The sequence below is a fragment of the Lacticaseibacillus pantheris DSM 15945 = JCM 12539 = NBRC 106106 genome (genome assembly GCF_001311175.1).
In the GTDB taxonomy this organism is placed as follows: Bacteria; Bacillota; Bacilli; order Lactobacillales; family Lactobacillaceae; genus Lacticaseibacillus; species Lacticaseibacillus pantheris.
Window position 1 is genome coordinate 132,263 of sequence record NZ_BBAI01000001.1, and the last position, 21,521, is coordinate 153,783.

Consider the following 21,521-nt stretch of genomic DNA (forward strand, 5'->3'; position numbering starts at 1 on the left):
AACGATGCCTAACAATTAGTGGTACAATTACGACCAGTAGCCAAAGGTGTCAAGACACCATTAGAAAAGGATGGTTGTATGCGTAATCTAACTTTACTAACTGATTTGTACGAGTACTCAATGGCAAATGGGTTCCAAAGTGAGTTGCCGCCGACCCGAGCGACGTTTGACGTGTTCTTTCGGCAGGTGCCGGATCACGGCAGTTTTGTTGTGGCGGCAGGCCTACAACAGGTAGTTCAGGCGCTGGACAACTTCCACTTTGACCAGGAGGACCTTGACTATCTGCGGGGATTACACCTGTATAGTGAGGCGTTCCTACAATCGCTAAGCACGATTAAGCTCGATTGTACTGTTCAGGCCGTACCCGAGGGGATGCCCGTTTTTCCCCGAGAACCTCTGCTAACCATCACCGGGCCCATCGACCAGGTGCAAATGTTAGAGACCCTGGTACTAAATATATTAAATCATCAGTCGCTGATTGCAACTAAATCCCGCCGAATTAATTTTGCTGCCGGTGGTCGTCCGGTGATGGAATTTGGTGCACGGCGGGCGCAGGGGCCCGATAGTGCGGTTTATGGCACCCGTGCCGCCGTCATTGGTGGTTGTGGTAGCACCTCCAACGTTTTGGCGGCGCAGGAATTTGGTATTCCGGTTGCCGGCACCATGGCCCACAGTTGGGTGGAGTCGTTCGCTAGCGAGCTCGACGCATTTCGTGCGTGGGCCCGGGTGTATCCGGATAACAGCGCGTTGTTGGTTGATACTTATGACGTGCTCGGGTCAGGCGTGCCGAACGCCATCACCGTCTTTAGGGAGTTGGCGGCGGCCGGCCATCAGCCGGTCGGTATTCGGATTGACTCCGGTGACATTACGGCGTTAGCCAAAGCCGCCCGGGCAATGCTCGACGATGCGGGCTTTCCGGATGCCAAGATCACCGCGTCCAATGCTCTGAACGAGCAGATCATTACCGCGTTGCTGCAGGAGGGCGCACCGCTCGATAACTTTGGTGTGGGCGAAGAGTTGATTACCAGCTCGTCGTCGCCGGTGTTAAGTGGGGTGTACAAGTTGGCGGCCATTGAGCAGAATGGCACGTGACGCCCAAAATCAAGCTGAGTGCCAGTAAGGCCAAAGTCACGTTGCCGGGTCGCAAGCAGGTGTACCGGCTTTACCGGCCGGATACCGGCGCCGCCTTTGCGGACGTCATTGCGTTGGCGGATGAAACGGTGGGCGGCCATCCGCTCACGGTGGTAAATAGCGACCCGCTCAGTACGCACAAGCAGGTGACGCTGACGGACTACGTGGCGCGGCCGTTGCTACGACCCGTCATGTCAGATGATGGACACGTGAATGTCTTTGACGTGCAACGACGCAGCCGTGGGTGGCTTGGGGAGTTACCACAGCCCGTTTTGCGGCTGGTCAACCCGGATACTTACCATGTATACTTGGCCCCGCAGTTGGCCGCGTTGCAGACGAGCATGTTGCAGGAATTACGGGGATAAAGTGGTAGCTTAGTTTTGACGATAATTATTGTTATACTTATTGCCCCCCAATTTTTGGTGCTACTATTAGGGTGTAAAAAGTAGCTTTGGAGACTGGGGTTAAGATACCACGCGGACTTTGTGGTTTAAGTACTGGGGGTACGTGATTATGGTTGAGACAATATGCGGGATTCTAGCAATTATAGCGGGCTGCGCGCAGCTGTTCTTAGCGTGGCGTTACTTTAGGGGTATACAAACCAAACCAGTGGTGACGCTAGTACGCCACCGTTTAGCTTGATGGCGCTGTGGAGCGGTGGCTTTTTCGGTGTTATCCTGATTGGCTTTGGTGTCACTTTTGTTTTGCACTTAATTTAAGTTGAGCAGTGTTTCGCGCGAAACACTGCTAAGCTGACAAACAACGATTTGTCGGCTTTTTTTATTTTGCCTGCTCGCGTAAAATCACCACTAAGGTATGCTTTCCCGAGCATAATAACGCGGCCACCACTATAAAAATACGCGACAATCAGCCGTATCTTCCGGCACGATCCAGGTTGCACCACGCCTTACCAGCAAGTCATGTATTTCACTGCAGCTATTTGACCGGTTAGAGGTCGTATAGGACCTCTAACCGGCTTTTTGCGTACAGTTTTGCAAGTAATTGATACGCTGTGACCATCAACTGTGGAGGCACAAAATCATGTTACTAACAGCCCAAAATCTTACAAAAGCTTACGGTAGCCACGTGGCCGTGAACGGGTTGAATCTCGAAATCACACGTGGTAGCTTCACTGCCATTCTGGGTCCAAATGGCGCCGGTAAATCGACCACCATGGGCATGCTGACGGGGAACCTTACGCCCAGTACCGGCACGATTACGTACGCCCCAGACACCAAAGTCGGAATTGTATTCCAAACCAGCGTGCTTGATGCCAATTTGTCTGTGCAAGAAAACTTGGCAATACGTGCCCGGCAATACAGGCACGTAAAAACTGGCAAAATCGAACAGTTAATCGAGCAACTCGGCTTGTCGGCATTTACCAAGCAGCGCTATCACACGCTATCCGGTGGTCAGAAGCGCCGCGTTGATATTGCCCGAGCTTTACTTAACGAGCCGGATATTTTATATCTTGATGAGCCGACAACCGGATTGGATATTCAGACACGTAACGCTATCTGGACGTTGCTGCATGACTTACAGGCAAAACACCGGCTGACCATCGTGCTGACAACTCACTACTTGGACGAAGCGGACTCCGCAGACAGTGTGTTCGTCGTTGACCAAGGTCGTGTGATTGCCCACGGGACCGCTGCCGCCATTAAGGTTAAATATGCGCCGAACCAGCTAAGAATTACGCCGGTCGATAGCGAACAGTTGCGGGCTCAACTCGTCCAACACACTTTCACGGTTGAAAACGGCGACTTCATTTTTGAAATTAGAACGGCACAGGAAGCCTTGAAACTGCTGACGAAGAACCAGACGCTCATCCAAAACTTTCAATTCCGTCCAGGAACGATGAACGATGCTTTCGTTGCATTGACTGGCAAGGAGGTGCGCTAATGATAGCCTTAGTTCAACGCGATTTACTGCTGTATTTTCGTAATCATTCTCGAGTACTATTTTCACTGATGGGGGCGATGATTGCGTTTGTATTGTACCTAGTCTTTTTGAAAAACATGATTCAATCTAGCTGGCAGTCGTATCCGGGTAGTGACGTCCTACTCGATCAATGGTTGATTGGTGGCACACTGGCAATTACTGGAATCACCACAACGTTAGCCGGTCTAACTCAAGTTGTCTCCGACCGTGAATCGCAAGTACGTCAGGACCTGTTACAAACCGATATTAGCGATACCCAGCTCATGATCAGTTACTTGGCCGGTGCTAGTTTAATTGGCGTGTTGATGCAAATAATCATGTTCGCCATAATGCTCGGTTATTTCCATATGCAAGATAACCTGAGCATCACGTGGGAACAGACGGGTCTGCTGCTAGCTTTGATGCTACTCAATGCAATACTGTCCGCAGCGATTAATGCTGTCGTCATTAACTTTGTGAGGTCCATGAGTAGTCTGGCCAGTCTGTCGACGGTGATTGGCACCGGCGCTGGCTTCTTAGTTGGCGGACTGATTCCGATTGGGAAGCTGCCCGATTTTGCTCAGAAGTTGATCAAAGTCACCCCTGGTAGTTACATTGCCTCTTTGAATCGACAAGTGCTGATGAATGACCAACTAGCCAGCGCTTTTGGCGATCACTTATCGACACAACACCATTTCGAGAAACTGCTGGGTGTCCGCCTCGATTGGGATGGATTGTTGACCCGTCAAGAAACTTTGAATATAGTGATTGTAGCCTTGGTTCTGGCTACGGCCTTAACCCTAATACCGCAGCTGATTGCCGGACGGCAGCGTCGTCAGCTGACGGCATAGGCGCGAAAGGAGCCAGCTATGGTTCAAAGCCGTTTTGAAGAAAATCCACACATTGTTGCGGACGAGCCAATCGTGATTGTACAGGCTGCGACTAAGGCCCGGAGATACAGGCACTAATGAGTTACATTGACCATTACCACGTGACGGCCCCCACGATTTTGCCGGTGAAAAGCGATGATCAGATTTTGATGATCCGTCCGGGGACAATCATCCTGGCTGACTTGGTTGATGGCCAGCTTCTGCTCACGACCAGCGCGGGCATCGTTACCACTAATGAAACCCTCAGCCACTTCCTGGGTCGAGCAGCGAACTCAAGCCTTGTCCAGGTTTCTAAGCATGCCGCATTGAATCTTGACCATTTGTTATCACTGGCAGATAGCTTCTCCGGGAGCATGTCGGCGCGACTAACTAACGGGACGAAGACCGAGATCAGCCGTAAGTACGTCAAAGAATTGCTGCAGCGCTTGGAGGTGTAACTATGGTGAAGAAAATTGCCCGCAACACCATTACTGGTATCGGCTTCGGTTCCTTCGCGTACGTTTTGGTGCTACTATTCAAGGTTCAAACCACGATGCCGACCACTGCCAACATCATTAGTATTCTCGTCATGAGTGCCGGCATTGGCTGGATCTCGTTGGTATTTGAGAGTGACGCCCTGCCGTGGCTCGCGGAACTAGGAATTCATTTTGTCGGGACATTATTACTTGTAACAATCATGATGGGATTCAATGGTTGGTTGCTGGCACCGTCATTTTGGATTGTGTTCGTGGTCCTTTACGTTGCATTTTGGATAATCATTCGCGTACAACATGCTGTGCAAGTTCAGCGAATCAACGCGGCAATTGTGCAGCGGCGACAGAAGCTGAAGGGTAAGTAGGCTATTGTCGATTACACCAAAAAAAATCGTGCGCTTTCGTCTGGAAGTCGCACGATTTTTGATAATCAAATATTATATAGTGTTGGGCAATATCAACGACAAAGTTAATTAAACCGCACAAGGTCTTTGTAATCGTCGTGAATCGGCGTGAGCACAGGCTTGGTGCGGTTTTTTTGTGACTTTGTTTAGTTAGTCGTTACCCAGGTCACGCATCCACGCAAGGGCGATGGCCTTGGCACCTAAGTGTGTGCCAATGGCGGGCCCAAAGTAGGAGCGCTCAATGCGGACTCCGGGGAACTGTCGCTGCAAATCGTGTTGCCATGCGTTCCCGGACTCGGGGTCGTTGCCGTCAATTACCCACGCCCGGAGCGGGTAGTCCGCCTGGTCGAGGGCCTGAGTGAACAGTTCCTCAACCCGGTGGTAGGCGCGGGGGAGGGTGCGAATTTTTTCGGCCACCACAATTTTATGCGTATCGTTATCAAACGTGAGTAGCGGCTTAATGCGTAACATACTGCCCAGCAGGCCCGCCGTGTTGCTTAGACGGCCACCCCGTACAAGGTGTTGCAGGTCGTTGACGATAAAGTACTCGCCCGTTGAGGCGCGCAGTACGTCCAGCTGACGGATGATGTCGTCGACACTGGCACCAGCCTGCGCCATCCGGCCGGCCGTAAGGACCATTTCGCCCATCAGGATGACGGTAATCTGTGAATCGTACACGACGATGTGCTGATCATGATTGTCACGCGCCATCGCGCTGATGGTACCGTTAATGCCGGAGATGGTTGCGGACAGGTAGATATCGATCACGGTATCGTACCCTTCGTCGAGCAACTGTTGGTGAATATCAATCACGTCGCCGAGCCGCGGCTGCGAGGTGTGCGGAAACTCCTTTGCATCCTTGAGGCGCTCATAGTATTCAGCGGTCGTAATGTCGACGCCCTCGTTATACGTGGTGCCGTCAATAATAACGGGTGTGGTGGCTACGCGGATGGGGAGGTCCCCAATCTGTTCGGGCGTGATGTAGGCGGTACTGTCGGTAACAATTGCAATCTTCATTGGGCAACCTCTTCTCGGCGACAACGTCACCTGTTAGTCTACATGCAAAGGTGGGGGCTGTCCAACCCTGACGCACGATTTAACGGTAAATATATTGGCGTCACGGATACTTTGGGCTATGCTAGTGGTAACGATTACAAATTCAAGTAAGCGATACGTGCACAGGGTGGCTGACGCGCCTCGTGCTGCGTAATGTTGCTACATATGGGAGGAATAACTATGTTAAACGTTGCTTATATTGGTAATGGTAAGAGTGCCAACCGTTACCATTTACCGTTTATCTTGCAATTACCAGATCAATTTCACGTCAAAACGATTTACTCACCCAGCGGCCGAATGCGGTGGCAACCGATTGATGGTGTGCACTACACTACCGACCTCAATGATATCTACGGTGACGATAGTATCGACCTGGTGGTTGTGACCACACCGAGTCGGTACCATTACACGACGGCCAAAGACGTGCTGGAACACGGCAAAAACGTGTTGGTGGAAAAGCCGTTTACGGAAACCTCCGCGCAGGCGCGTGAACTGTTTGCTTTGGCGCACGAACGCGGCCTGTTTATTCAGTGCTACCAGAACCGCCGCTTTGACTCTGATTGGCTCACCGTGCAAAAGGTGATCGAAAGTGGCGTTCTCGGCGACCTCTTTGAGGTGGAGTCGAATTACGACTATTACCGTCCGTACGTACCGGAGCAGGCCACCAGTTTTAGCCGGATTGACAGCTTCTTGTACGGGCACGGGTGCCACACGCTTGACCAAATCCTGAGCTACTTTGGGTGCCCCGACCGCACCCACTATGACGTTCGTCAGTTGCTAGGGCCCGGCCGCATGAACGATTACTTTGATATCGATATGTACTACGGACGCGTGAAGGTGCGCGTGGCGTCCAGCTATTTCCGCGTGCAGGCGCGGCCAAGTTTTGTTGTGTACGGTCAACGCGGTGTGTTTACGAAGGCCGCCATGGACCGGCAAGAAGTGGACCTGAAGCACTTCTACATGCCGGACCACGATGACTTTGGGCTCGATCAACCTGAGGATTACGGTACGCTGGCGTACTATGACGATGATGACCAGTATCACGAGGAGAAGGTGCCCACGGTGAAGGGGGACTACAGCCGTGTGTACGCAGGCATATACGCGACTTTGACGCAGGGCGCGGACAAAGGTGTGCGCGATGAGGAAACGATTCAGCAGATTGAGATGCTGGAAACGGGCATTAAGCAGTGTGAATAATTGATGCAGCATGCAAGTGAGGCCGGGACGCGTAAAAACGTACCGGCTCTTTTTGCGTAAAGAACGGATGTTCCGGATATGACCAGCAAAGTGAGCTTGACGATGCGAACATATGTTCGTATAATTAAGTCAACAAATTACGGGGGTGGTCATCATGGCTAAGCAGCGGCGGTACGGATTACCGGATATGTACACGGGCGCAACACCGGGCGTGGTGCAGGACTTCTTTGCGCACCAATACCGTGATCGGGGGATGAAGAAGTGGCAGGGGTACTACCTCAGCGACCACACCAGCGCGCTCAACAAGCAGCATGAGCGGTACCTACATCCAGAGCAGCGCTTGCCGGAACAGGATGTGCACGCGGTCACACGCGTGTTGGATGCGGGTTACCGTAACGGGCGGGCCGTGACGGTGCAAACGCGCCACGTCGACACGAACGGGCAGCTGGACGACATGTTTAGCGGTATGGTGCAGGGCTACCAAGAAAATGATGTCTACATTAATGATCGACGGGTCGCCATTGATGATATCCGCCATATTTGGATTACGCTAGAGGGCGACGTTGACCGAGGGGGTGTTGACGATGACAGAGCGGCAGCAGGCTGATGACGCCGTCACGGAGGTGGCGTACCTGGCGGAAAATGCGGTGTTGGCCAAGTACACGGCGATGATCACTACGCTCGACACTCCTCCGGCGGTCAGTGGCTACGTACTGTCCTTGTACATTATGGACGCGGCGTCAACGGCGCAGTTGGTGTTGGGCAAAGTCGTCGATGCCGCGTTAGTGCCACCAACGGATAAATTTATCCCCATCCCTTTGGCTACACGGCAACAAACGTTGGCCGGCGTAATGTATTATGCGGATTTATACCACAATCGGTTTAAGCGGGAATACCAGCTAATGGTTCAACGGCTAACGGATTGGCGGGCGCGACAGGGTTTATAGTGGTGGGTGGAGAAACAATTGGGCGTGTTATTGTTGACAAAATACCGCAAAACCCTTGCGTGGCGTTGGTATGCATGATAATATATTTAAGTCGTCAAGGCGACAGTAGCAGTATGGGTGGTTAGCTCAGCTGGCAGAGCAACGGACTCTTAATCCGTGGGTCCAGGGTTCGATCCCCTGACCACCCAGAATAGTAACCGTCGAGCAGAAATGTCCGGCGGTTTTTTTGTTGCCGCCAATTTGTGCGCCGTCGGTACGATAATAGGCGTGCCAGACCTGAATTGATGGTCTGGCACGCCTATTGTGGTTTATAGCTGGCGGTACTGTGCGCGCTCGCCACCAATATATTTTGGCCGTGAACGTAGCGCAGTTACGTGGGCACCGCCGAGCTCGTTGTTACTTGGCCGGACAGGTACCTGGACAAACTGTACGTGCATACCAATGCTCGTGTCGCCGATATCCAGGCCGGCCTGTGCGCTAATGTGTTCAACCTCAACGGGGTCGTCAAACAGCTTGAATGCCGCCATAGAGCACGAGCCACCGGCATGCAGTGCGGGGACCACGTTGACGATTTCGTAGCCACGGGTAATAGCCACACTGCGCTCAATTGCGCACGCACGGTTAATGTGCTCGCAGCCCTGCACGGCCAGATGCACGCCTAGCGGTCGTAACGTCTCTAATAAGGTAGTGACTATCCAATCGCCAACCTCGGGACTTGAGGCCTTGCCAATGCGCCGCCGACCACCTCGCTGGTGGTACATCCGAGGACAAAGAGGTCGCCGGGGTGTAGTCGCGCCGCGGCGAGTACTTCGTCCAGGGTTTGTTTGAGCTGGGTTTCTATTGCAGTCTGGGATAACATTCTGATCACCTCTGAGGCTATTGTATCCCAAAGCAGCACTTAACGGTGTAGGGACGAACTAACTGGCATCTACTTAGTGTGTTTGCTCAGCGTGAGACTCTTTTTGAACGCGTTCATCAGGCCACTATCACTGTAAACTAACACGTTCGCGCGGTATGCGCGTGCGCTGAACCAGGTAAACCCGGCAAGGAAAATGACGTTAATAATAACGGCAATCAGCACGGCGCTGATTCCCACTTGGTCAACGCCAAAACGCGCGGGCATGACCAACGGACTGATAAACGGAATGTAGCTGAAGACCTTCAGGATGGGGCCGCTACCGCTGCTAACGTTAATGGCGGCAAAGTAGCCAATCATCCCGAGGTACAGTACGGGTTGCAATGCCATGCCGGCTTGCTCCTGATTACTAACAAGTGAGCCGCATAGCGCCGCCAGGATGGTGTAGCTAATAATGCCGATTGCAAAGAAGGCCAGCATGCTGAGAACGAACGGCCAACCAATCGCTCCCCAATTGATGCCGTTGATTAGTTGACTAATTGCGGGCACGTGATCGCGCAGCATCCAGGCGAGGGCAGCAAAGACGGCATAAAAGCCAAGCTGTACCGCAAGGAGGGCCGCCACGCCCAACAATTTGCCGTAAAACTGGGTCGAGGCCCTGATGGCGGTGAGGATTGACTCCTCAATGCGCGACCCTTTTTCGGTGGCTATTTCCTGGGAAATAATGCCCCATAGCTCAGGAGAAAGACGTACATTAGCGCGCCGACCGCTAATGACAGAATAGTTTTAAGGGTATCGCTTTTGCCGCTCGCAATAACCATCTTGTTGGCCTTGAAACTGACGCTCTTGCTGCTTAGCCGCGTTGGCTTGGTTAGCTGGGCTAGTTGGGCAGAAGATAGACCCAGTTTTTGAGCAGTGCTAATAGTATTGAGTCCTGATAGCGTCGTGGTAATTGCAGTTTTGCTGACGTTGTTACCGTCGTCGCGTGTGTACAGTTTGGCACTAGCTGCCCCCGAATTCGGGATCACCAGTAGCGCATCAGCATCTTTGGCCTTCAATTCTTTTTGTCCCCGCTTGCTGGTAGGGACGACTTTGTAGGTGACGTCATCATTTGACGCGGCGTGCAATGATGCGCCGATACTTTGGGGTGCGACGACTACCACAGTTGCGGTTTCGTGGGTTTGGTTCATATACCACTTGATGCCGCCAATAATGCTACTGCCAGCAAAGGGGTGAGGACCAACGACCACCAGGAGAAACTCCGGAAGTTTTTGCGGAACACCATGCCCGCAATGAGTTTAAGCTTACGCATTGTCGTCACCTACTTTCATGCGGAATATCTCGTCGAGGGAGGGCGCGTGTTGACTGAAACCAGTGATGTACTCACCCTGCGTGACCGCCTGAAAGACCTCTCGACCGCGGGCCGGGTCGTCTAGTTCGAGGTCAAATTCGTCACCCTGCTGGTGCATCGCAACAACACCTGGTAACTGGGTAATTGCTTGGGCCGATACCGCGGGTTGTTTGAGGTGGATACGCGTTTCGCCGTATTGCGCCTGAATGTCAGGAATGGTACCCGTAAGCACCTCCCGGCCGTTTTTGAGCATTACTAGGCGATCGGATAGCGACTCAACGTTGTGCATGTCATGACTTGAAAAAAATAATTGCTGAACCACTTGATTGCATGAAGCGTACGCCGGCTTCCAACAGGCTAGCGTTCACAGGATCCAGGCCGGAAAAAGGCTCGTCAAGAATCACGAGTTTCGGCATGAAAATTAGGGCGGCAATCAGCTGGACCTTTTGCTGATTACCCTTGGACAGGTCTTTAACCTTGTCGGTCCGTTTACCCTTAACGTCGAACCGGTCTAACCACTCCGGCAACGCGTTTTGTACGGCTTTGCGGCTCATACCGTGGAGTTGACCAAAGAACTGGATCTGCTCGTCGATGGTCAACTTCGGGTATAACCCACGTTCTTCCGGCAAGTAGCCGATGAAGTCGTGGTCGATTTTGGTCATTGGCTGGCCGCTCCACGTGACGGTACCAGTTTCGGGCCGTAAAAAGTCCAGAATCATTCTAAAGGTGGTGGTTTTACCCGCCCCGTTTTGACCAATCAGTCCCAGTATTTCACCCGGAGCAACCGTCAAACTAACATTGTCAACGGCCTGTTGTGACCCAAAGCGTTTGGATACACCGGATAGTTCTAGCATGGTTACGCCTCCCTTGGTGCGATTATGTATGTACACATATGAACAATATCACCGATGAATCGTTATGTAAACGCCGATTTATCTTATAAAGACGGCATGGTTATCGCTTACACAATTGTAATTTCTTTGGCATTCCCAAGCGCTGCTGTTGTTTGTGTGGTCGTAGCGGTACAGAAAAGGCCACGATTCGAGATCGTGACCTTTATTTGCCTATGATTGTTGGTGCTGTTTTTTTCAGTTCGGTCATCAGCACGTTCAGTGTGTCCTTAAAGGAATTATTGGGATCAATCTGATTATTATCGAGCCGCTCCTGCCACCAGCGGTTGCGAATGCTAATAATCTGAGGAATGATGGCCTGCCCATCATCGGTGATGTGGATAATGTTGGTGGTCCGGTTATCGGTCGACTGGGTCTGGGAAACGTAACCGTCAGTGTGGAGCCGGCGTACTTCGTGGGCAATTTGACCCTTGTTGATGACGAGAGTGCGCGCCAGTTCGTTCTGGCTGCTATCGCCTTGTTGATGCAGCAGTAGCAGGATGTACGCACTGGTTGCGTTTAGGCCCATTTCTTTGTATTGGGGTAATACGTCGCGCTGGAAGGCGCGGTGGATAATGGAAAAGCTTTGGGCAAAGTCGCCCGGAAAGGTGTTCTCTGGCACAATGATTCCTCCTGGTGGTGCGTGCTTATACGCTTATCATACCAGTTTTGTGAGCGGGGAGTTTAGGATGCTCGTACATCTGGGTCAAAACGATTCCAGAGTAAAAACATTTCCCGGGAAATAAAACTGAAAGCGCTTGAAATACGCCATGACCTATTGTAGTGTGGGGTTAACCGCTTTCGCTAGTGGTGCAAAAACACATTATACGGGGGTAGCACGATGAAGAAAGCTGTTATTTTCGATATGGACGGCGTTTTGGTCGATAGTGAGCAGTACTACTTTGACCGGCGCATGAACTTCTTCCACAAATTGGGGTTGTCCCCACAGAACGTCCAGATGAGTGATTACCTCGGACTGGGCGACAAGGAAGGCTGGGTGCAGCTATTCCCCGACAAGGACCAGCGTGAAAACGCGCAAGCACAGTTTACACAGTATGAAGCTAAGCACCCCGTGAACTTTGCCCCCTTGCTTAATCCTGGGGTCAAGGACGTTCTGGAGTACCTACAGATTAACGGGTACAGCATTGCGTTGGCGTCCGCAGGGGTCACCGCCCACATTAACCGAATGTTGGAGCAGTGCCAGCTGAAGGGTTACTTTGACTTGGTTGAGTACGGTGAGAAGCTGACACACAACAAGCCGGATCCGGAAATTTACACTACGGTGGCGCAGCGCCTGGGTCTCAAACCAACCGAGTGCGTAGTGCTGGAAGATAGTGTTAACGGCATTAGGCTGCTGAGAGCGCCAAGATGGAAACCTGGGCAATTAAGCCGCGCAAGTACGTCATCGACCAATCACAGGCCGATGCGATTCTGCCAGATATGGCGGCGGTACTCACTAAACTGAAGGGACTCACGCGTGACGCAAAATAATCTGTATTCCACGGCGAACATTAGTGTAAAATCGTGGTAGCACTACAATCTTGATTACATGCGGTGGGTATAACGGACATACGTGATGTAGTCGACGTGGAGGGGTTATTTATCTTTTATACGATTTGTGCCGCCATTACGGCGATTAGTAGCATTATTAGCCTGGGTTATGCCAGTTTGGCGCTGATGTCTGCTCCCAATGATGGTTCTGCGGCGCGGAACAACGCGTTGTACAGCTTTTCGCGGAGTGTGGCAATTGCCTAATTTGTTGTGGTGTATTTACGTTCCACAATTTGGCCTACCTGGCTGCGGTCAGCATTATGATGATTGTCATTGCGGGTATTGATGGCGTCATTGGGCGCGGTATCAGCAAGGTGCGGATGTGGTTGCCATGGGGCATGGCCGTGGTGAATTTGGTGGCCCTGCTGATGGTGTATGCACACTTCTTCTAAATTACTATTTGTATACGTAAAGAGCCGTGACGCGTAATTGAACGTCTCGGCTCTTTTGGGGTCCATTTAATTAAGTAATTACGACTTGACGATCTGGTCAATCGCGGCGAGTTCGTCAGCACTGAACTGACTATTGTCGACCGCTTTGAGGTTGTCCTCCAGGTGGTCCAAGCTCGTCGTACCGATAATTACGCTAGCCACCACGGGATCGTGTAGTAACCAGGCCAAAGCCATCTGTGCGAGCGTCTGGTGACGTCCTGACGCGATGTCGTTGAGGTCATTGAGTTTCTTCGTTGCGGCATCAAGACCGTGAGCAAAGATGTGCTTGTTGGTCGGATGAATCGGGAAGTCTGCGGGAATGCCGCCGAGATACCGGTCGCTAAGTAGTCCTTCCGCCAGGGGACCGTACGCAATCACACCGGCGCCCCCAGCGCGTAGTGCGTCCAGGAGCCCGGTTTCCTCAACGTTACGGTTGAAGACGTTGTAACTCATCTGGTCAAGGACAAACGGCGTTCCTAAGTCCTTAAACATCTTGATGGCCGCTTGCGCTTGCGCGGTCTCAAAGTTGGATACACCAATGTATAGGGCTTTGCCAGACCGAACCACGCTGTCCAGTGCGCGGACGGTTTCTTCTAGTGGGACGGTGTCATCAAAGCGGTGCGCGTAGAAGATGTCCACGTAGTCCAGCTGTAGACGCCGGAGTGAGTCGTCAATACCCTGCAGTACGGCTTTGCGTGAGGTACCATCCCCAAACGGGCCCGGGTGAATCTCGTAACCGACCTTCGTCGCGATGACTAATTCGTCACGGTAGGGACGCAGGTCGCTGCCAAGTACCTGGCCGAGCAAAGCTTCACTGGAGCCCTCCTCGTTGTCTCCGTAGTGATTAGCCACGTCAAAGTGGAAAACGCCACGGTCGAACGCGTTGAGAATGAGGTCGCGCCGGTCCGCGTAAGGATCGGCCGAGCTGAAGTGGTGCCATAAACCTAGGGATACGGGTGGTAGCACTAGTCCGCTATTACCAGCCGGACGGGGTTCGCAGTGGTCGTACCGTTGTTCATCGGCCTTGTACATAAAAAATCATCCTTTCTTGTTCACCAACAATGTACCATAAAACGTTGGTAAGGCTTACAACTTTTGCGATGATTTAGTCTTAAATTTTTTTTGCGCGTGTAACGGGAATGCCGTCATTATCGTTTTAAGCAAATATCAATGACTGTGTAAATTTTGTGAACTTTTCGTCAATGCTACTTCATAACTCTCTGGCATATTATAATAAAAGTATGTTCTGATATTAGGGAGCGGATGCCACATGGACGCAACGAGTGAACAATTAAAACGGGTGGTGCCAGGTAAGCTACCGGCACCCTTCCAGGCACTGTATGCGGTCGAAGATGGGGAACTCTGCATTCTGACCCAAAGCTTCTTGGTGGGCCGTCCTGAGGCGATTGACGCTTGTAAGTTGACCACTGACGATATTGAGCGCTACGGTCTGTCGGGCTGTGCGCGCCACGAGGTGATGGACGATGACTGACTTTTTGGTAATTTTACTGGTTCTGCTGGTCACGGCGGTAGTGGCCACGATGCTATGGCTGAGTGCGTACCCCATTGTCGCGGTGGTGGTGGTCGTCATTGGGCTGGTTGTGTGCTGGGTGGTTGGCCGTGCGTGATCGTCGCATGAATTTGTGCGTAGTTGTTCGTAAATGTTGATTTTATGCTTTTGTTAGCGGTTACTTTGCGCTATAATTGGTTTATCGAGAAAGCATTCGTCAGGAGGTCAACACATATGGCAGCAAAGCAATTAACGGCTAAGCAACGGCACAACGCGTACTTATTCTGGGCGGTAGTGGTAATTGCAGCTAACGCACTGGCAAAGAAGGTTCAGGTACCGATGGTCACGGGTGTGGTCATTTGCATCACCGTCTTTGCACTACTACGCCTGCTGTCCATGGATAACCGGTTCCACCGGGTATACAAGGCCTTCCGGACCGCCAGTTCAATGCGGAATCAGGACGGCACGTTTGATAACGAGAATCTGAACTCTAAGAAATCAAAGTAATTAGGCATATCAAAACGCCCCGGACAATACGTCCGGGGCGTTTTAGTGTGCCGCTATTCCGTTAAATCGGCTGCTGCGGGAGCCTGTGCGTCTTTGTCCGTTACCTGGGCCCGCTGGTGGTTAGCGCGCTTGATCGCGGCGCTAATATCCACAGGATGGCCTTCCTTCATCAGGTCGTGGTACTCAGCGGTTGCCGTGAAGAGGAGGTCGGAAGCGGAGTTAACCGCGGTTTCAACGGAGTCCTGGATAACCCCGATAATGAAGCCGATGGCAACAACTTGCATAGCAATATCGTTGCTGATACCAAAGAGGCTGGCCGCCATCGGGATGAGGAGCAGCGATCCCCCGGCGATACCTGACGACCCGGTAGCCGAAACGGCGCTGAGGATACATAGAAGCAGCGCTAGCGGGAACGACACGTGGAGGCCAAGGGTGTTCGCCGCAGCCAGCGTCATGATGGACACGGTGATGGCTGCACCACCACTATTGGCCGTCCCACCTAGGGCGATGGAAACCGCGTACGACTTTTCGTTCAGTCCCAAATCCGCACACGCCTGCAGGTTGATGGGAATGTTGACGGCCGAACTGCGGGTAAAGAAGGCGGGCACGCCAGACACCTTGAGTGTCCAGAAAACGAGTGGAAATGGGTTCTGGTGCGTCATGAGGAACACCATGCTGAATACACGACGAGGTAGGTGAACGCCATGGTTCCGACTAGCAGGAGCACCAGCTGACCATAACGGGCGATACCGGAGAGGCCCGTGGTAGCAATTGAGTTGTGCAGCAGACCGACAATCCCGAACGGTGCAAATTCGATGATAAATTGGGCGGCACGCTCGATGGTCTGGGCAAAGTCGGCAATGACTTGCTTGGTACCTTTGTGGGCGTGACGGAGTCCGAAGCCGATTACTAGACCCCAGAACAAGATGGTGAGGTAGCTTGCATTCACGATGGCCGCGATGGGGTTGCTGACCGCGCTAGTGAGCAAGTTGCTGATGACACTGCCCAGATCCTGCGGGGCCTTCGCGGCGATTTTGGTGGCTTGGGGGAAAATGAGGTGAATCTTGAAGATGTATGATGCACCCACGGCGGCAAGTGCAGCAATCAACGTTGCACCGGCGTACAGTAACACCACGGAGCTAAAGTGGTTCTTGGCACCGGACTCGTATTTAGAAATTGCTGACAGAATCAACATAAATACCAGCAGTGGGGCAATGGCCTTCAGCACCCACGAACAGGTCCCCAAATAGGTTGATAAAGGTCCATGATGGTACCGTTAGCCCCAGAATGGCCCCAATAATGATACCGACGATGATCCGCATGATGAGCGGCACACTCTTATAACGTTGAAACATCGCAATCCCTCCAAATATCCTCGTTTTGTCTATAAAACAAAGACACGTGTTTTTGATATGTGACCATTATGCCTGACTGGCTCATGGTTGTCTAGTGGTAATCACAGATTAATTTCAGAAAGTTGGATTGGTTAGTGCGGATTGCGGTGGTGGGTCGCGCAGTAGTAGGCTTCTGGACACAAAAAAAACACGGCCGTGGCCGTGTTTTAGGGTAATTCTATTTGGTTAATTAGCCGACAACTTCAACGGTTGCGGTCAGAATACCGGCAGATGGAATCTGGCTACTTGGCATAGCTACATCCAGCTGGTTAGGGTTGCTGTAGGCAAACGAACCGGTATCATTAACGGTCCGGTACCAAACAGTACCGTTAGACAGGGTAATCTTCAGCTGCGTCCCCTTTGGGTAAACGGAGAGGTTAGCCGCGACACCGCCGTAGCCGAGGTCAGAACCTAGGACTGCTGGGTCGTAAAAACTCAGCTTCATGGTCCGGGCGCTACCACTAGTAGTCGTAGTAGTCGAGCTACTGTTGGTGGTTGTGGTCGAGGTGGTCGTAGTCGTGGTTGCTGCTGCGCTGGAAGCTGCAGTGCTCGTGGCAGTAGTTGCTGCGGAGCTAGCAGGGGCTGCGGAACTAGCTACAGAGCTAGCGGCAGACGACGGGGCAGCACTAGTAGCGGCACTTGAGGCTGCGCTAGAAGCGGCGCTCGTAGCAGTTGGGACTAGGCTCAGCTGCTGGCCAACAGTGATCAAGTTAGGGTTGCTGATGTTGTTGTAGCTAATCAGGTTAGCCAGGGTCACGTTGAACTTCGCAGCGATTGCGCTCAGTGTGTCGCCACTCTGAACGGTGTAGCTGGTCACGTTAGTGGTGGCCGCTGAACTAGCAGCGCTGGCAGCGGCACTAGCCAACTGTAGCTTCTGACCAGTCAGGATGAAGTTAGCATCCTTAATGCTGTTAGCGTTAACTAGCTGGCTAACAGTTGTGTTGTGGGTTTCAGCCAGCTGGGACAGGGTGTCCCCGGACTGAACCGTGATGGTGTTATTGTCAGTGGTAGTTGCGGCGTGCACATTGTTCTGCTGTGCTAACAATGTTGCGGGAACAATTGCAAACGCTGCGGAAACGATCCATTTCATATGAGCTGCTTTGATAACTATTCACTCCTAATTTCTTTGACTTTGTCTATCAACTGTTTGCAAGTATAGCTTCTGGTTGTGTCACGCAAACAGCAAAGAGGTTACAAATCACGGTTTTTTTTGCAACGTTGTAACCTAAATGCAAAGAAACGGGTGTTACTTTTTTTTCGTAACCGAATTCATGAGCAAATCATCGTTTTATGTGCAAAATAAACGTGTAAATTGGCAACATTTTAGTCATATTACGTCAATATTGCACGTGTATTTGTGGTTAAAGACTGGAAAGTGCCGGTGAGTAATGGACGGTGAGCGGTCAATTGAGGCATGACGTGCAGATAAAAACCCACACCGCGAATTACGCGGTGTGGGTTATACGTCGATCTGTTAGCGACGTAGTTCCACCTTAGTTAATTAAGCGTCGCCCTTAGCGGCTTCAGCTGCGTTAGTCTTACGTAGTTTAACGCTGTCGTTAACGTGGTGACCCTGGTCGGAGTATTCCTGGTTCCGCTTGAGCATTTGCTTACGGTACCACAGGAAGAGTAGCAGGTATGCGGCCAGTGCGAGGAAGAAGAATAGGAGCATCTTCATATCGCCACCTTGACCTTTACCAAGCAGGTAGCCCAGGAATTGTTCCAGAGGACCTTCCTTGGTGGATTCGGCAATCTGCTGACCAGAACCCAGGTTCTTAGGGAAGGCACCAACTGCTTAGCCATCTTGGTAACGAATGGCGCGGACAGGGTACCAGCCAGAGGAAGATAGGCAGTTCCAAGGCCCCAATGATAACCATGCGGAGGATACGACCACGGGTGACAACCAGCAGCGCTGGGGTAACACCCATGGCGATGATACCACCCAAAGGCAGGATCTTGTTACCTGGCAGAACCAGGGATTCCAGCAACATGATTGGTGCCAAAACGTTGGCAGCGGCCCAAACTTCGGCACGGCCGGCGATGAATGGCCAGTCAAGACCGATGTTCAGCACACGTCCGTTCAGACGCTTGTTAGCCAGGTCGGTAACACCTTGTGACAGTGGTTCAACGGAAGCAATGAACCAAGAACCGATAATGGAGAATAGTTCCAGGCAGGCACCAGCAACAAAGCTCAGAGTGAAGATTTGGCCGATACCCTGGTGTGCCATCAAACCAACGAAGATCCCGAGGTAAATACCAATGGCGAAACGGCTGCCCCAGAACCCAATCTTTTCGTTCAACTTAGCAGCGTCAAAGTCGAACTTGTCGAGCCATGGGAAGATAACGTCGAACAACTTGTCGAACACCATGATTACAGGGTTCATCATGTAGTTCAAGTGGGTCGTGGTCATTGGGTTGTCCCAGTTGTCCAGCAAGTCGTTGAAGGTTGGCTTCATCAAGTCAGAGTTGAAGATCTTCATAACACCGATGAAGATAACCAGCAACGTAGCGGTCAACAGGTTAGCACCGAAGAAGATGGCCATCAAGCCGGTAAAGGACATGTGCCAAACATCGAAGATATCAACGTCCAGCGTGTCGGTTAGCTTCAGAGCCAACATAATCAAGTTCACAATTACTAATAGGGCCAGGAAGAACAGTGTGTATGGAGAACCCCAAGTGATAGTGGCCAGAGGCGCCCAACCCAAGTCGGTAACACTCAGGTTGATCCCAGTGGACTTAACGAATGCTTTCAAGGCGGTACTGTATTCGCCAGTCAGCAAGTTGATAACGTCACCGATGGCGGTCAACGCGATGGCTAACTTAATACCACCTTCGAGGGCCTTCGTGAACTTAACCCCAATGGCCCAAGCAATCAGCGTCAAGATGATTAACATCATAGGTGCGGCGCCGAGGTCGATGATTGGTTTAAAGATCACGTTAGACCAATGAATAATAAATTGCAGCATAGGTACATCTCACCCCTTTGAGAATGTAACGCAGCGGTCAACTGCGATATTGCCATAAAACCCAACAGAATAATATAGAAAGAAACAGCGCAGTTTTTTTTAACTGCTAAATAAGTGGAACCCAGAAATTAGATAAGTACGGGGTAAAGGGCTACGTGGCAGTCCTTTACCAAAGTTGTATATGGGAGCGGCAGGCGTTAGTTCAGGCCCTCGCTCTTGATGATGCTTTCTACTTTGTCAAAGACAGGCTTGCTCATTGCTGGCATCCGGTAGAGGATAGCGCCGGCATCAACAACGGGAATCTTGGGTGTGAAGGACATGTCGGTCTTCGCAATCTGTGCGTAGATGTCGTACTTGTCCATCATGTCTTCGTTCAAGTCCTTAATCATAATGGCGTCACAGTGTACGTCGTAGCCACGCTTCTTCATTTCACTTTCCAAAGCGTCCTTAATCTGGTGACTTGAGTTAACACCGGCGCCACATGCTGCAAGAATACGTACTGTCATGATAAATTCCTCCTAATTGGTTGTTAGTTACCTTATATGGTGATTGTTACTCCTGATTGAAAAAGGTGTTCAAGAACGAGTAGATTGCTGCCCGATTAGTTTCGTTGAAGAAGTACTCCAGGTCCTCAGCGGGTGTTGAGGTGAGGAAACCCATAATCTCCGACAAAACGTTGGCCTGGCCGTCGGGGTCGTTGTTCAAAATCATGAACAGGAACGAGACGGGAAACTTATCAGCTGGCTCGATCATATTCCCGAAGTCAACCGGCTTAGTAAGTTTAATAGGAACAACTAGCCGTACGTTGACGAAATTACCCTCCGTGTGCGGGATTGCTACGTTGGGAAAGTCGGGATTGACGACGGACATATCGATCCCCGTGGGATAGTTTTGCTCGCGTTCCCACAGGTTCTTCAGAAACTCTGGCTTCACGTACTGCTTAGCCAGTAATTGGTCGGAAACTTCCTTGAAGATTCCTTCCTGTGTTGTCTGCTCAGTTACGAATACCGCCGTGGGATCGAAGAGCGTCTTGTTTGCTACATCGGGCATGCGGCATCACCTCCGTTAATTTTTGTTCGTTTGTGTTTACCAGATTACACTCTTAATTATATACAAGCGTTTTCATGAGTCAACCCCGTAAAGCGCTTTTTTTTATAGCGGTTACAAAAGCTTTTTAAAAGCATTGACAAGGCTTTCAACTGGTGATAACTTATCAGTGTACTATCGGTATAAACAAATACGAACACAAACGAACTAGCCTGAGGAGGTGATGCGCGTGTGTTAAAACGACAACGATTACTGACAATCCGCAACTTGGTTGACCGTAAGGGTATCGTCACCGTTAACGAAATCGGACAGACATTACATGTTTCTACTATGACTGTTCGCCGCGACTTGGCCGAGCTGGCCGAGAACAACGCAGTAATTAGGTACATGGTGGCGCGCAGAGCCCGCGGTTAGCCCAGGAGCAAAGTCAGGAGCTGACGCGACTGGAAAAACGTGAATTACACGTTGACGAGAAGCGTCAAATTGCAGCCACAGCCGCGAGCCTGATTGAGCCCGGCGATACGGTCTTCATCGGACCAGGGACGACCAACGAATTCATCGCTGATTACCTATCTATTAGCGATGTGCGGATCGTAACCAACAGCCTCCCCGTCTTTGAAACCTGGAAGGGGTACGCCGACCGTTATGAATTATGCCTCGTTGGTGGAACTTACCGTGACCATAGTGGTGCGTTCATTGGTAACCTGGCGGTAGAGATGCTACAGAACCTGCGGAGCAACAAGGCGTTCGTATCGGCGAACGGGGTTTGCGACGGGGTGATTAGCAACGCTAACGCCGATGAGGGCCAGGTGCAGCGGCTGGCGTTAGCCAATGCTGGCAAACGTTACATCCTGGCGGACCACTCCAAGCTGGATACGGAAGACTTCTACGCCTTCTACAGTTTGGACGACGTTACCGCCATGATTACGGATGACGGCATCGATGCTGGTCAGCGGGTTGACTACGGTCGGCACACCCAAGTGTTGACCGCTTAAACGTA

At 51.5% G+C, this 21,521-nt stretch carries 21 protein-coding genes, 1 tRNA gene and 6 pseudogenes; 16 read left to right on the top strand and 12 right to left on the bottom strand.

What is annotated here, in order from left to right:
* The first annotated feature begins 78 nt into the window (after positions 1 to 78).
* The 5 genes and pseudogenes from JCM12539_RS00620 (at position 79) to JCM12539_RS00640 (ending at position 4,779) form a co-directional block, all read left to right on the top strand.
* Positions 79 to 1,496: pseudogene (locus JCM12539_RS00620) on the top strand (nicotinate phosphoribosyltransferase).
* Between the two features lie 676 nt (positions 1,497 to 2,172).
* On the top strand, positions 2,173 to 3,033 hold the full coding sequence (locus JCM12539_RS00625) for an ABC transporter ATP-binding protein (protein ID WP_054648443.1): 861 nt from the start codon (positions 2,173 to 2,175) through the stop codon (positions 3,031 to 3,033).
* On the top strand, positions 3,033 to 3,902 hold the full coding sequence (locus tag JCM12539_RS00630) for an ABC transporter permease (RefSeq protein WP_054648445.1): 870 nt from the start codon (positions 3,033 to 3,035) through the stop codon (positions 3,900 to 3,902). The genes JCM12539_RS00625 and JCM12539_RS00630 overlap by 1 nt, the downstream gene beginning before the upstream one ends.
* A gap of 116 nt (positions 3,903 to 4,018) precedes the next feature.
* Complete coding sequence (locus tag JCM12539_RS00635; protein WP_054648447.1) at positions 4,019 to 4,378, top strand: LytTR family DNA-binding domain-containing protein; 360 nt, start codon at positions 4,019 to 4,021, stop codon at positions 4,376 to 4,378.
* Between the two features lie 2 nt (positions 4,379 to 4,380).
* On the top strand, positions 4,381 to 4,779 hold the full coding sequence (locus tag JCM12539_RS00640; protein WP_054648449.1) for a DUF3021 domain-containing protein: 399 nt from the start codon (positions 4,381 to 4,383) through the stop codon (positions 4,777 to 4,779).
* A gap of 189 nt (positions 4,780 to 4,968) precedes the next feature.
* On the opposite strand, the gene JCM12539_RS00645 is transcribed toward JCM12539_RS00640, so the two are convergent.
* Positions 4,969 to 5,835: a DegV family protein gene (locus JCM12539_RS00645; RefSeq protein ID WP_054648451.1), complete on the bottom strand. Its 867-nt coding sequence runs from the start codon at positions 5,833 to 5,835 to the stop codon at positions 4,969 to 4,971.
* A 219-nt stretch (positions 5,836 to 6,054) separates the two neighbouring features.
* Between JCM12539_RS00645 and JCM12539_RS00650 the strand changes: the two genes are divergently transcribed.
* The 4 genes from JCM12539_RS00650 to JCM12539_RS00665 all read left to right on the top strand — a co-directional run bounded on the left by JCM12539_RS00650 (position 6,055) and on the right by JCM12539_RS00665 (position 8,206).
* On the top strand, positions 6,055 to 7,071 hold the full coding sequence (locus tag JCM12539_RS00650; protein ID WP_054648453.1) for a Gfo/Idh/MocA family oxidoreductase: 1,017 nt from the start codon (positions 6,055 to 6,057) through the stop codon (positions 7,069 to 7,071).
* A 154-nt stretch (positions 7,072 to 7,225) separates the two neighbouring features.
* Positions 7,226 to 7,678 carry a hypothetical protein gene (locus JCM12539_RS00655; protein WP_054648455.1) on the top strand — a complete coding sequence of 151 codons (453 nt, stop codon included), beginning with the start codon at positions 7,226 to 7,228 and terminating at the stop codon, positions 7,676 to 7,678.
* On the top strand, positions 7,656 to 8,018 hold the full coding sequence (locus JCM12539_RS00660) for a hypothetical protein (RefSeq protein WP_054648457.1): 363 nt from the start codon (positions 7,656 to 7,658) through the stop codon (positions 8,016 to 8,018). Before JCM12539_RS00655 ends, JCM12539_RS00660 begins: the two co-directional genes overlap by 23 nt.
* Positions 8,019 to 8,133: 115 nt before the next feature.
* Positions 8,134 to 8,206: transfer RNA gene (locus JCM12539_RS00665), tRNA-Lys, on the top strand.
* A gap of 120 nt (positions 8,207 to 8,326) precedes the next feature.
* Here the strand turns inward: JCM12539_RS00665 and JCM12539_RS00670 are convergent.
* From JCM12539_RS00670 to JCM12539_RS00685, 5 genes and pseudogenes are all read right to left on the bottom strand, one after another.
* Positions 8,327 to 8,877, bottom strand: a pseudogene (locus JCM12539_RS00670) (TIGR01440 family protein).
* A 69-nt stretch (positions 8,878 to 8,946) separates the two neighbouring features.
* On the bottom strand, positions 8,947 to 9,648 hold the full coding sequence (locus tag JCM12539_RS15420) for an ABC transporter permease (RefSeq protein WP_082405252.1): 702 nt from the start codon (positions 9,646 to 9,648) through the stop codon (positions 8,947 to 8,949).
* Positions 9,582 to 10,124 (bottom strand): ABC transporter permease family protein, encoded by a 543-nt coding sequence (locus JCM12539_RS15425; protein ID WP_082405253.1) that lies wholly within the window; start codon positions 10,122 to 10,124, stop codon positions 9,582 to 9,584. Before JCM12539_RS15425 ends, JCM12539_RS15420 begins: the two co-directional genes overlap by 67 nt.
* A 54-nt stretch (positions 10,125 to 10,178) precedes the next feature.
* A pseudogene (locus tag JCM12539_RS00680) lies at positions 10,179 to 11,079 on the bottom strand (ABC transporter ATP-binding protein).
* A 202-nt stretch (positions 11,080 to 11,281) separates the two neighbouring features.
* Entirely contained in the window at positions 11,282 to 11,737 is a 456-nt protein-coding gene (locus JCM12539_RS00685; RefSeq protein WP_054648459.1) for a MarR family winged helix-turn-helix transcriptional regulator, read from the bottom strand.
* Between the two features lie 219 nt (positions 11,738 to 11,956).
* Between JCM12539_RS00685 and JCM12539_RS00690 the strand changes: the two genes are divergently transcribed.
* From JCM12539_RS00690 to JCM12539_RS14430, 3 genes are all read left to right on the top strand, one after another.
* Entirely contained in the window at positions 11,957 to 12,580 is a 624-nt protein-coding gene (locus JCM12539_RS00690) for an HAD family hydrolase (RefSeq protein WP_054648461.1), read from the top strand.
* Between the two features lie 122 nt (positions 12,581 to 12,702).
* Positions 12,703 to 12,870, top strand: a complete 168-nt coding sequence (locus tag JCM12539_RS12965) for a hypothetical protein (RefSeq protein ID WP_156301956.1) — start codon at positions 12,703 to 12,705, stop codon at positions 12,868 to 12,870.
* Positions 12,871 to 12,926: 56 nt separating this feature from the next.
* A complete protein-coding gene (locus JCM12539_RS14430) occupies positions 12,927 to 13,058 on the top strand; it encodes a hypothetical protein (protein WP_263849707.1) in 132 nt (43 codons plus the stop codon).
* A 78-nt stretch (positions 13,059 to 13,136) separates the two neighbouring features.
* Here the strand turns inward: JCM12539_RS14430 and JCM12539_RS00695 are convergent, their stop codons facing one another.
* Positions 13,137 to 14,129 (bottom strand): aldo/keto reductase, encoded by a 993-nt coding sequence (locus JCM12539_RS00695; protein ID WP_054648463.1) that lies wholly within the window; start codon positions 14,127 to 14,129, stop codon positions 13,137 to 13,139.
* 238 nt (positions 14,130 to 14,367) lie between these two features.
* Here JCM12539_RS00695 and JCM12539_RS00700 point away from each other — a divergent pair, with 238 nt between their 5' ends.
* The 3 genes from JCM12539_RS00700 to JCM12539_RS00705 all read left to right on the top strand — a co-directional run bounded on the left by JCM12539_RS00700 (position 14,368) and on the right by JCM12539_RS00705 (position 15,114).
* Positions 14,368 to 14,589, top strand: coding sequence for a hypothetical protein (locus JCM12539_RS00700; RefSeq protein WP_054648465.1), 222 nt, complete (start codon positions 14,368 to 14,370; stop codon positions 14,587 to 14,589).
* Positions 14,582 to 14,725 (top strand): hypothetical protein, encoded by a 144-nt coding sequence (locus JCM12539_RS12970; RefSeq protein WP_156301957.1) that lies wholly within the window; start codon positions 14,582 to 14,584, stop codon positions 14,723 to 14,725. The genes JCM12539_RS00700 and JCM12539_RS12970 overlap by 8 nt, the downstream gene beginning before the upstream one ends.
* Positions 14,726 to 14,841: 116 nt before the next feature.
* Positions 14,842 to 15,114 (top strand): hypothetical protein, encoded by a 273-nt coding sequence (locus JCM12539_RS00705; protein WP_054648467.1) that lies wholly within the window; start codon positions 14,842 to 14,844, stop codon positions 15,112 to 15,114.
* A 53-nt stretch (positions 15,115 to 15,167) separates the two neighbouring features.
* Here JCM12539_RS00705 and sstT read toward each other — a convergent pair.
* From sstT to JCM12539_RS00730, 5 genes and pseudogenes are all read right to left on the bottom strand, one after another.
* Positions 15,168 to 16,469, bottom strand: a pseudogene (gene sstT / locus JCM12539_RS00710) (serine/threonine transporter SstT).
* A 229-nt stretch (positions 16,470 to 16,698) separates the two neighbouring features.
* Entirely contained in the window at positions 16,699 to 17,397 is a 699-nt protein-coding gene (locus tag JCM12539_RS14940; protein ID WP_420835963.1) for a LysM peptidoglycan-binding domain-containing protein, read from the bottom strand.
* A 612-nt stretch (positions 17,398 to 18,009) separates the two neighbouring features.
* Positions 18,010 to 19,471: pseudogene (locus JCM12539_RS00720) on the bottom strand (PTS galactitol transporter subunit IIC).
* A gap of 200 nt (positions 19,472 to 19,671) precedes the next feature.
* Entirely contained in the window at positions 19,672 to 19,980 is a 309-nt protein-coding gene (locus JCM12539_RS00725; RefSeq protein WP_054648469.1) for a PTS sugar transporter subunit IIB, read from the bottom strand.
* Positions 19,981 to 20,026: 46 nt separating this feature from the next.
* Positions 20,027 to 20,524 (bottom strand): PTS sugar transporter subunit IIA, encoded by a 498-nt coding sequence (locus JCM12539_RS00730; protein WP_054648472.1) that lies wholly within the window; start codon positions 20,522 to 20,524, stop codon positions 20,027 to 20,029.
* 228 nt (positions 20,525 to 20,752) lie between these two features.
* Between JCM12539_RS00730 and JCM12539_RS14945 the strand changes: the two are divergent.
* A pseudogene (locus tag JCM12539_RS14945) lies at positions 20,753 to 21,516 on the top strand (DeoR/GlpR family DNA-binding transcription regulator).
* Positions 21,517 to 21,521 lie beyond the last annotated feature (5 nt).

What these genes read in the sequence shown, in the direction of transcription:
- JCM12539_RS00625 (WP_054648443.1), top strand. Translation starts at nt 2,173, where the DNA reads ATGTTACTAACAGCCCAAAATCTTACAAAAGCTTACGGTAGCCACGTG.
- JCM12539_RS00630 (WP_054648445.1), top strand. Translation starts at nt 3,033, where the DNA reads ATGATAGCCTTAGTTCAACGCGATTTACTGCTGTATTTTCGTAATCAT.
- JCM12539_RS00635 (WP_054648447.1), top strand. Translation starts at nt 4,019, where the DNA reads ATGAGTTACATTGACCATTACCACGTGACGGCCCCCACGATTTTGCCG.
- JCM12539_RS00640 (WP_054648449.1), top strand. Translation starts at nt 4,381, where the DNA reads ATGGTGAAGAAAATTGCCCGCAACACCATTACTGGTATCGGCTTCGGT.
- JCM12539_RS00645 (WP_054648451.1), bottom strand. Translation starts at nt 5,835, where the DNA reads ATGAAGATTGCAATTGTTACCGACAGTACCGCCTACATCACGCCCGAA.
- JCM12539_RS00650 (WP_054648453.1), top strand. Translation starts at nt 6,055, where the DNA reads ATGTTAAACGTTGCTTATATTGGTAATGGTAAGAGTGCCAACCGTTAC.
- JCM12539_RS00655 (WP_054648455.1), top strand. Translation starts at nt 7,226, where the DNA reads ATGGCTAAGCAGCGGCGGTACGGATTACCGGATATGTACACGGGCGCA.
- JCM12539_RS00660 (WP_054648457.1), top strand. Translation starts at nt 7,656, where the DNA reads ATGACAGAGCGGCAGCAGGCTGATGACGCCGTCACGGAGGTGGCGTAC.
- JCM12539_RS00690 (WP_054648461.1), top strand. Translation starts at nt 11,957, where the DNA reads ATGAAGAAAGCTGTTATTTTCGATATGGACGGCGTTTTGGTCGATAGT.
- JCM12539_RS14430 (WP_263849707.1), top strand. Translation starts at nt 12,927, where the DNA reads ATGATGATTGTCATTGCGGGTATTGATGGCGTCATTGGGCGCGGTATC.
- JCM12539_RS00695 (WP_054648463.1), bottom strand. Translation starts at nt 14,129, where the DNA reads ATGTACAAGGCCGATGAACAACGGTACGACCACTGCGAACCCCGTCCG.
- JCM12539_RS00700 (WP_054648465.1), top strand. Translation starts at nt 14,368, where the DNA reads ATGGACGCAACGAGTGAACAATTAAAACGGGTGGTGCCAGGTAAGCTA.
- JCM12539_RS12970 (WP_156301957.1), top strand. Translation starts at nt 14,582, where the DNA reads ATGACTGACTTTTTGGTAATTTTACTGGTTCTGCTGGTCACGGCGGTA.
- JCM12539_RS00705 (WP_054648467.1), top strand. Translation starts at nt 14,842, where the DNA reads ATGGCAGCAAAGCAATTAACGGCTAAGCAACGGCACAACGCGTACTTA.
- JCM12539_RS00725 (WP_054648469.1), bottom strand. Translation starts at nt 19,980, where the DNA reads ATGACAGTACGTATTCTTGCAGCATGTGGCGCCGGTGTTAACTCAAGT.
- JCM12539_RS00730 (WP_054648472.1), bottom strand. Translation starts at nt 20,524, where the DNA reads ATGCCCGATGTAGCAAACAAGACGCTCTTCGATCCCACGGCGGTATTC.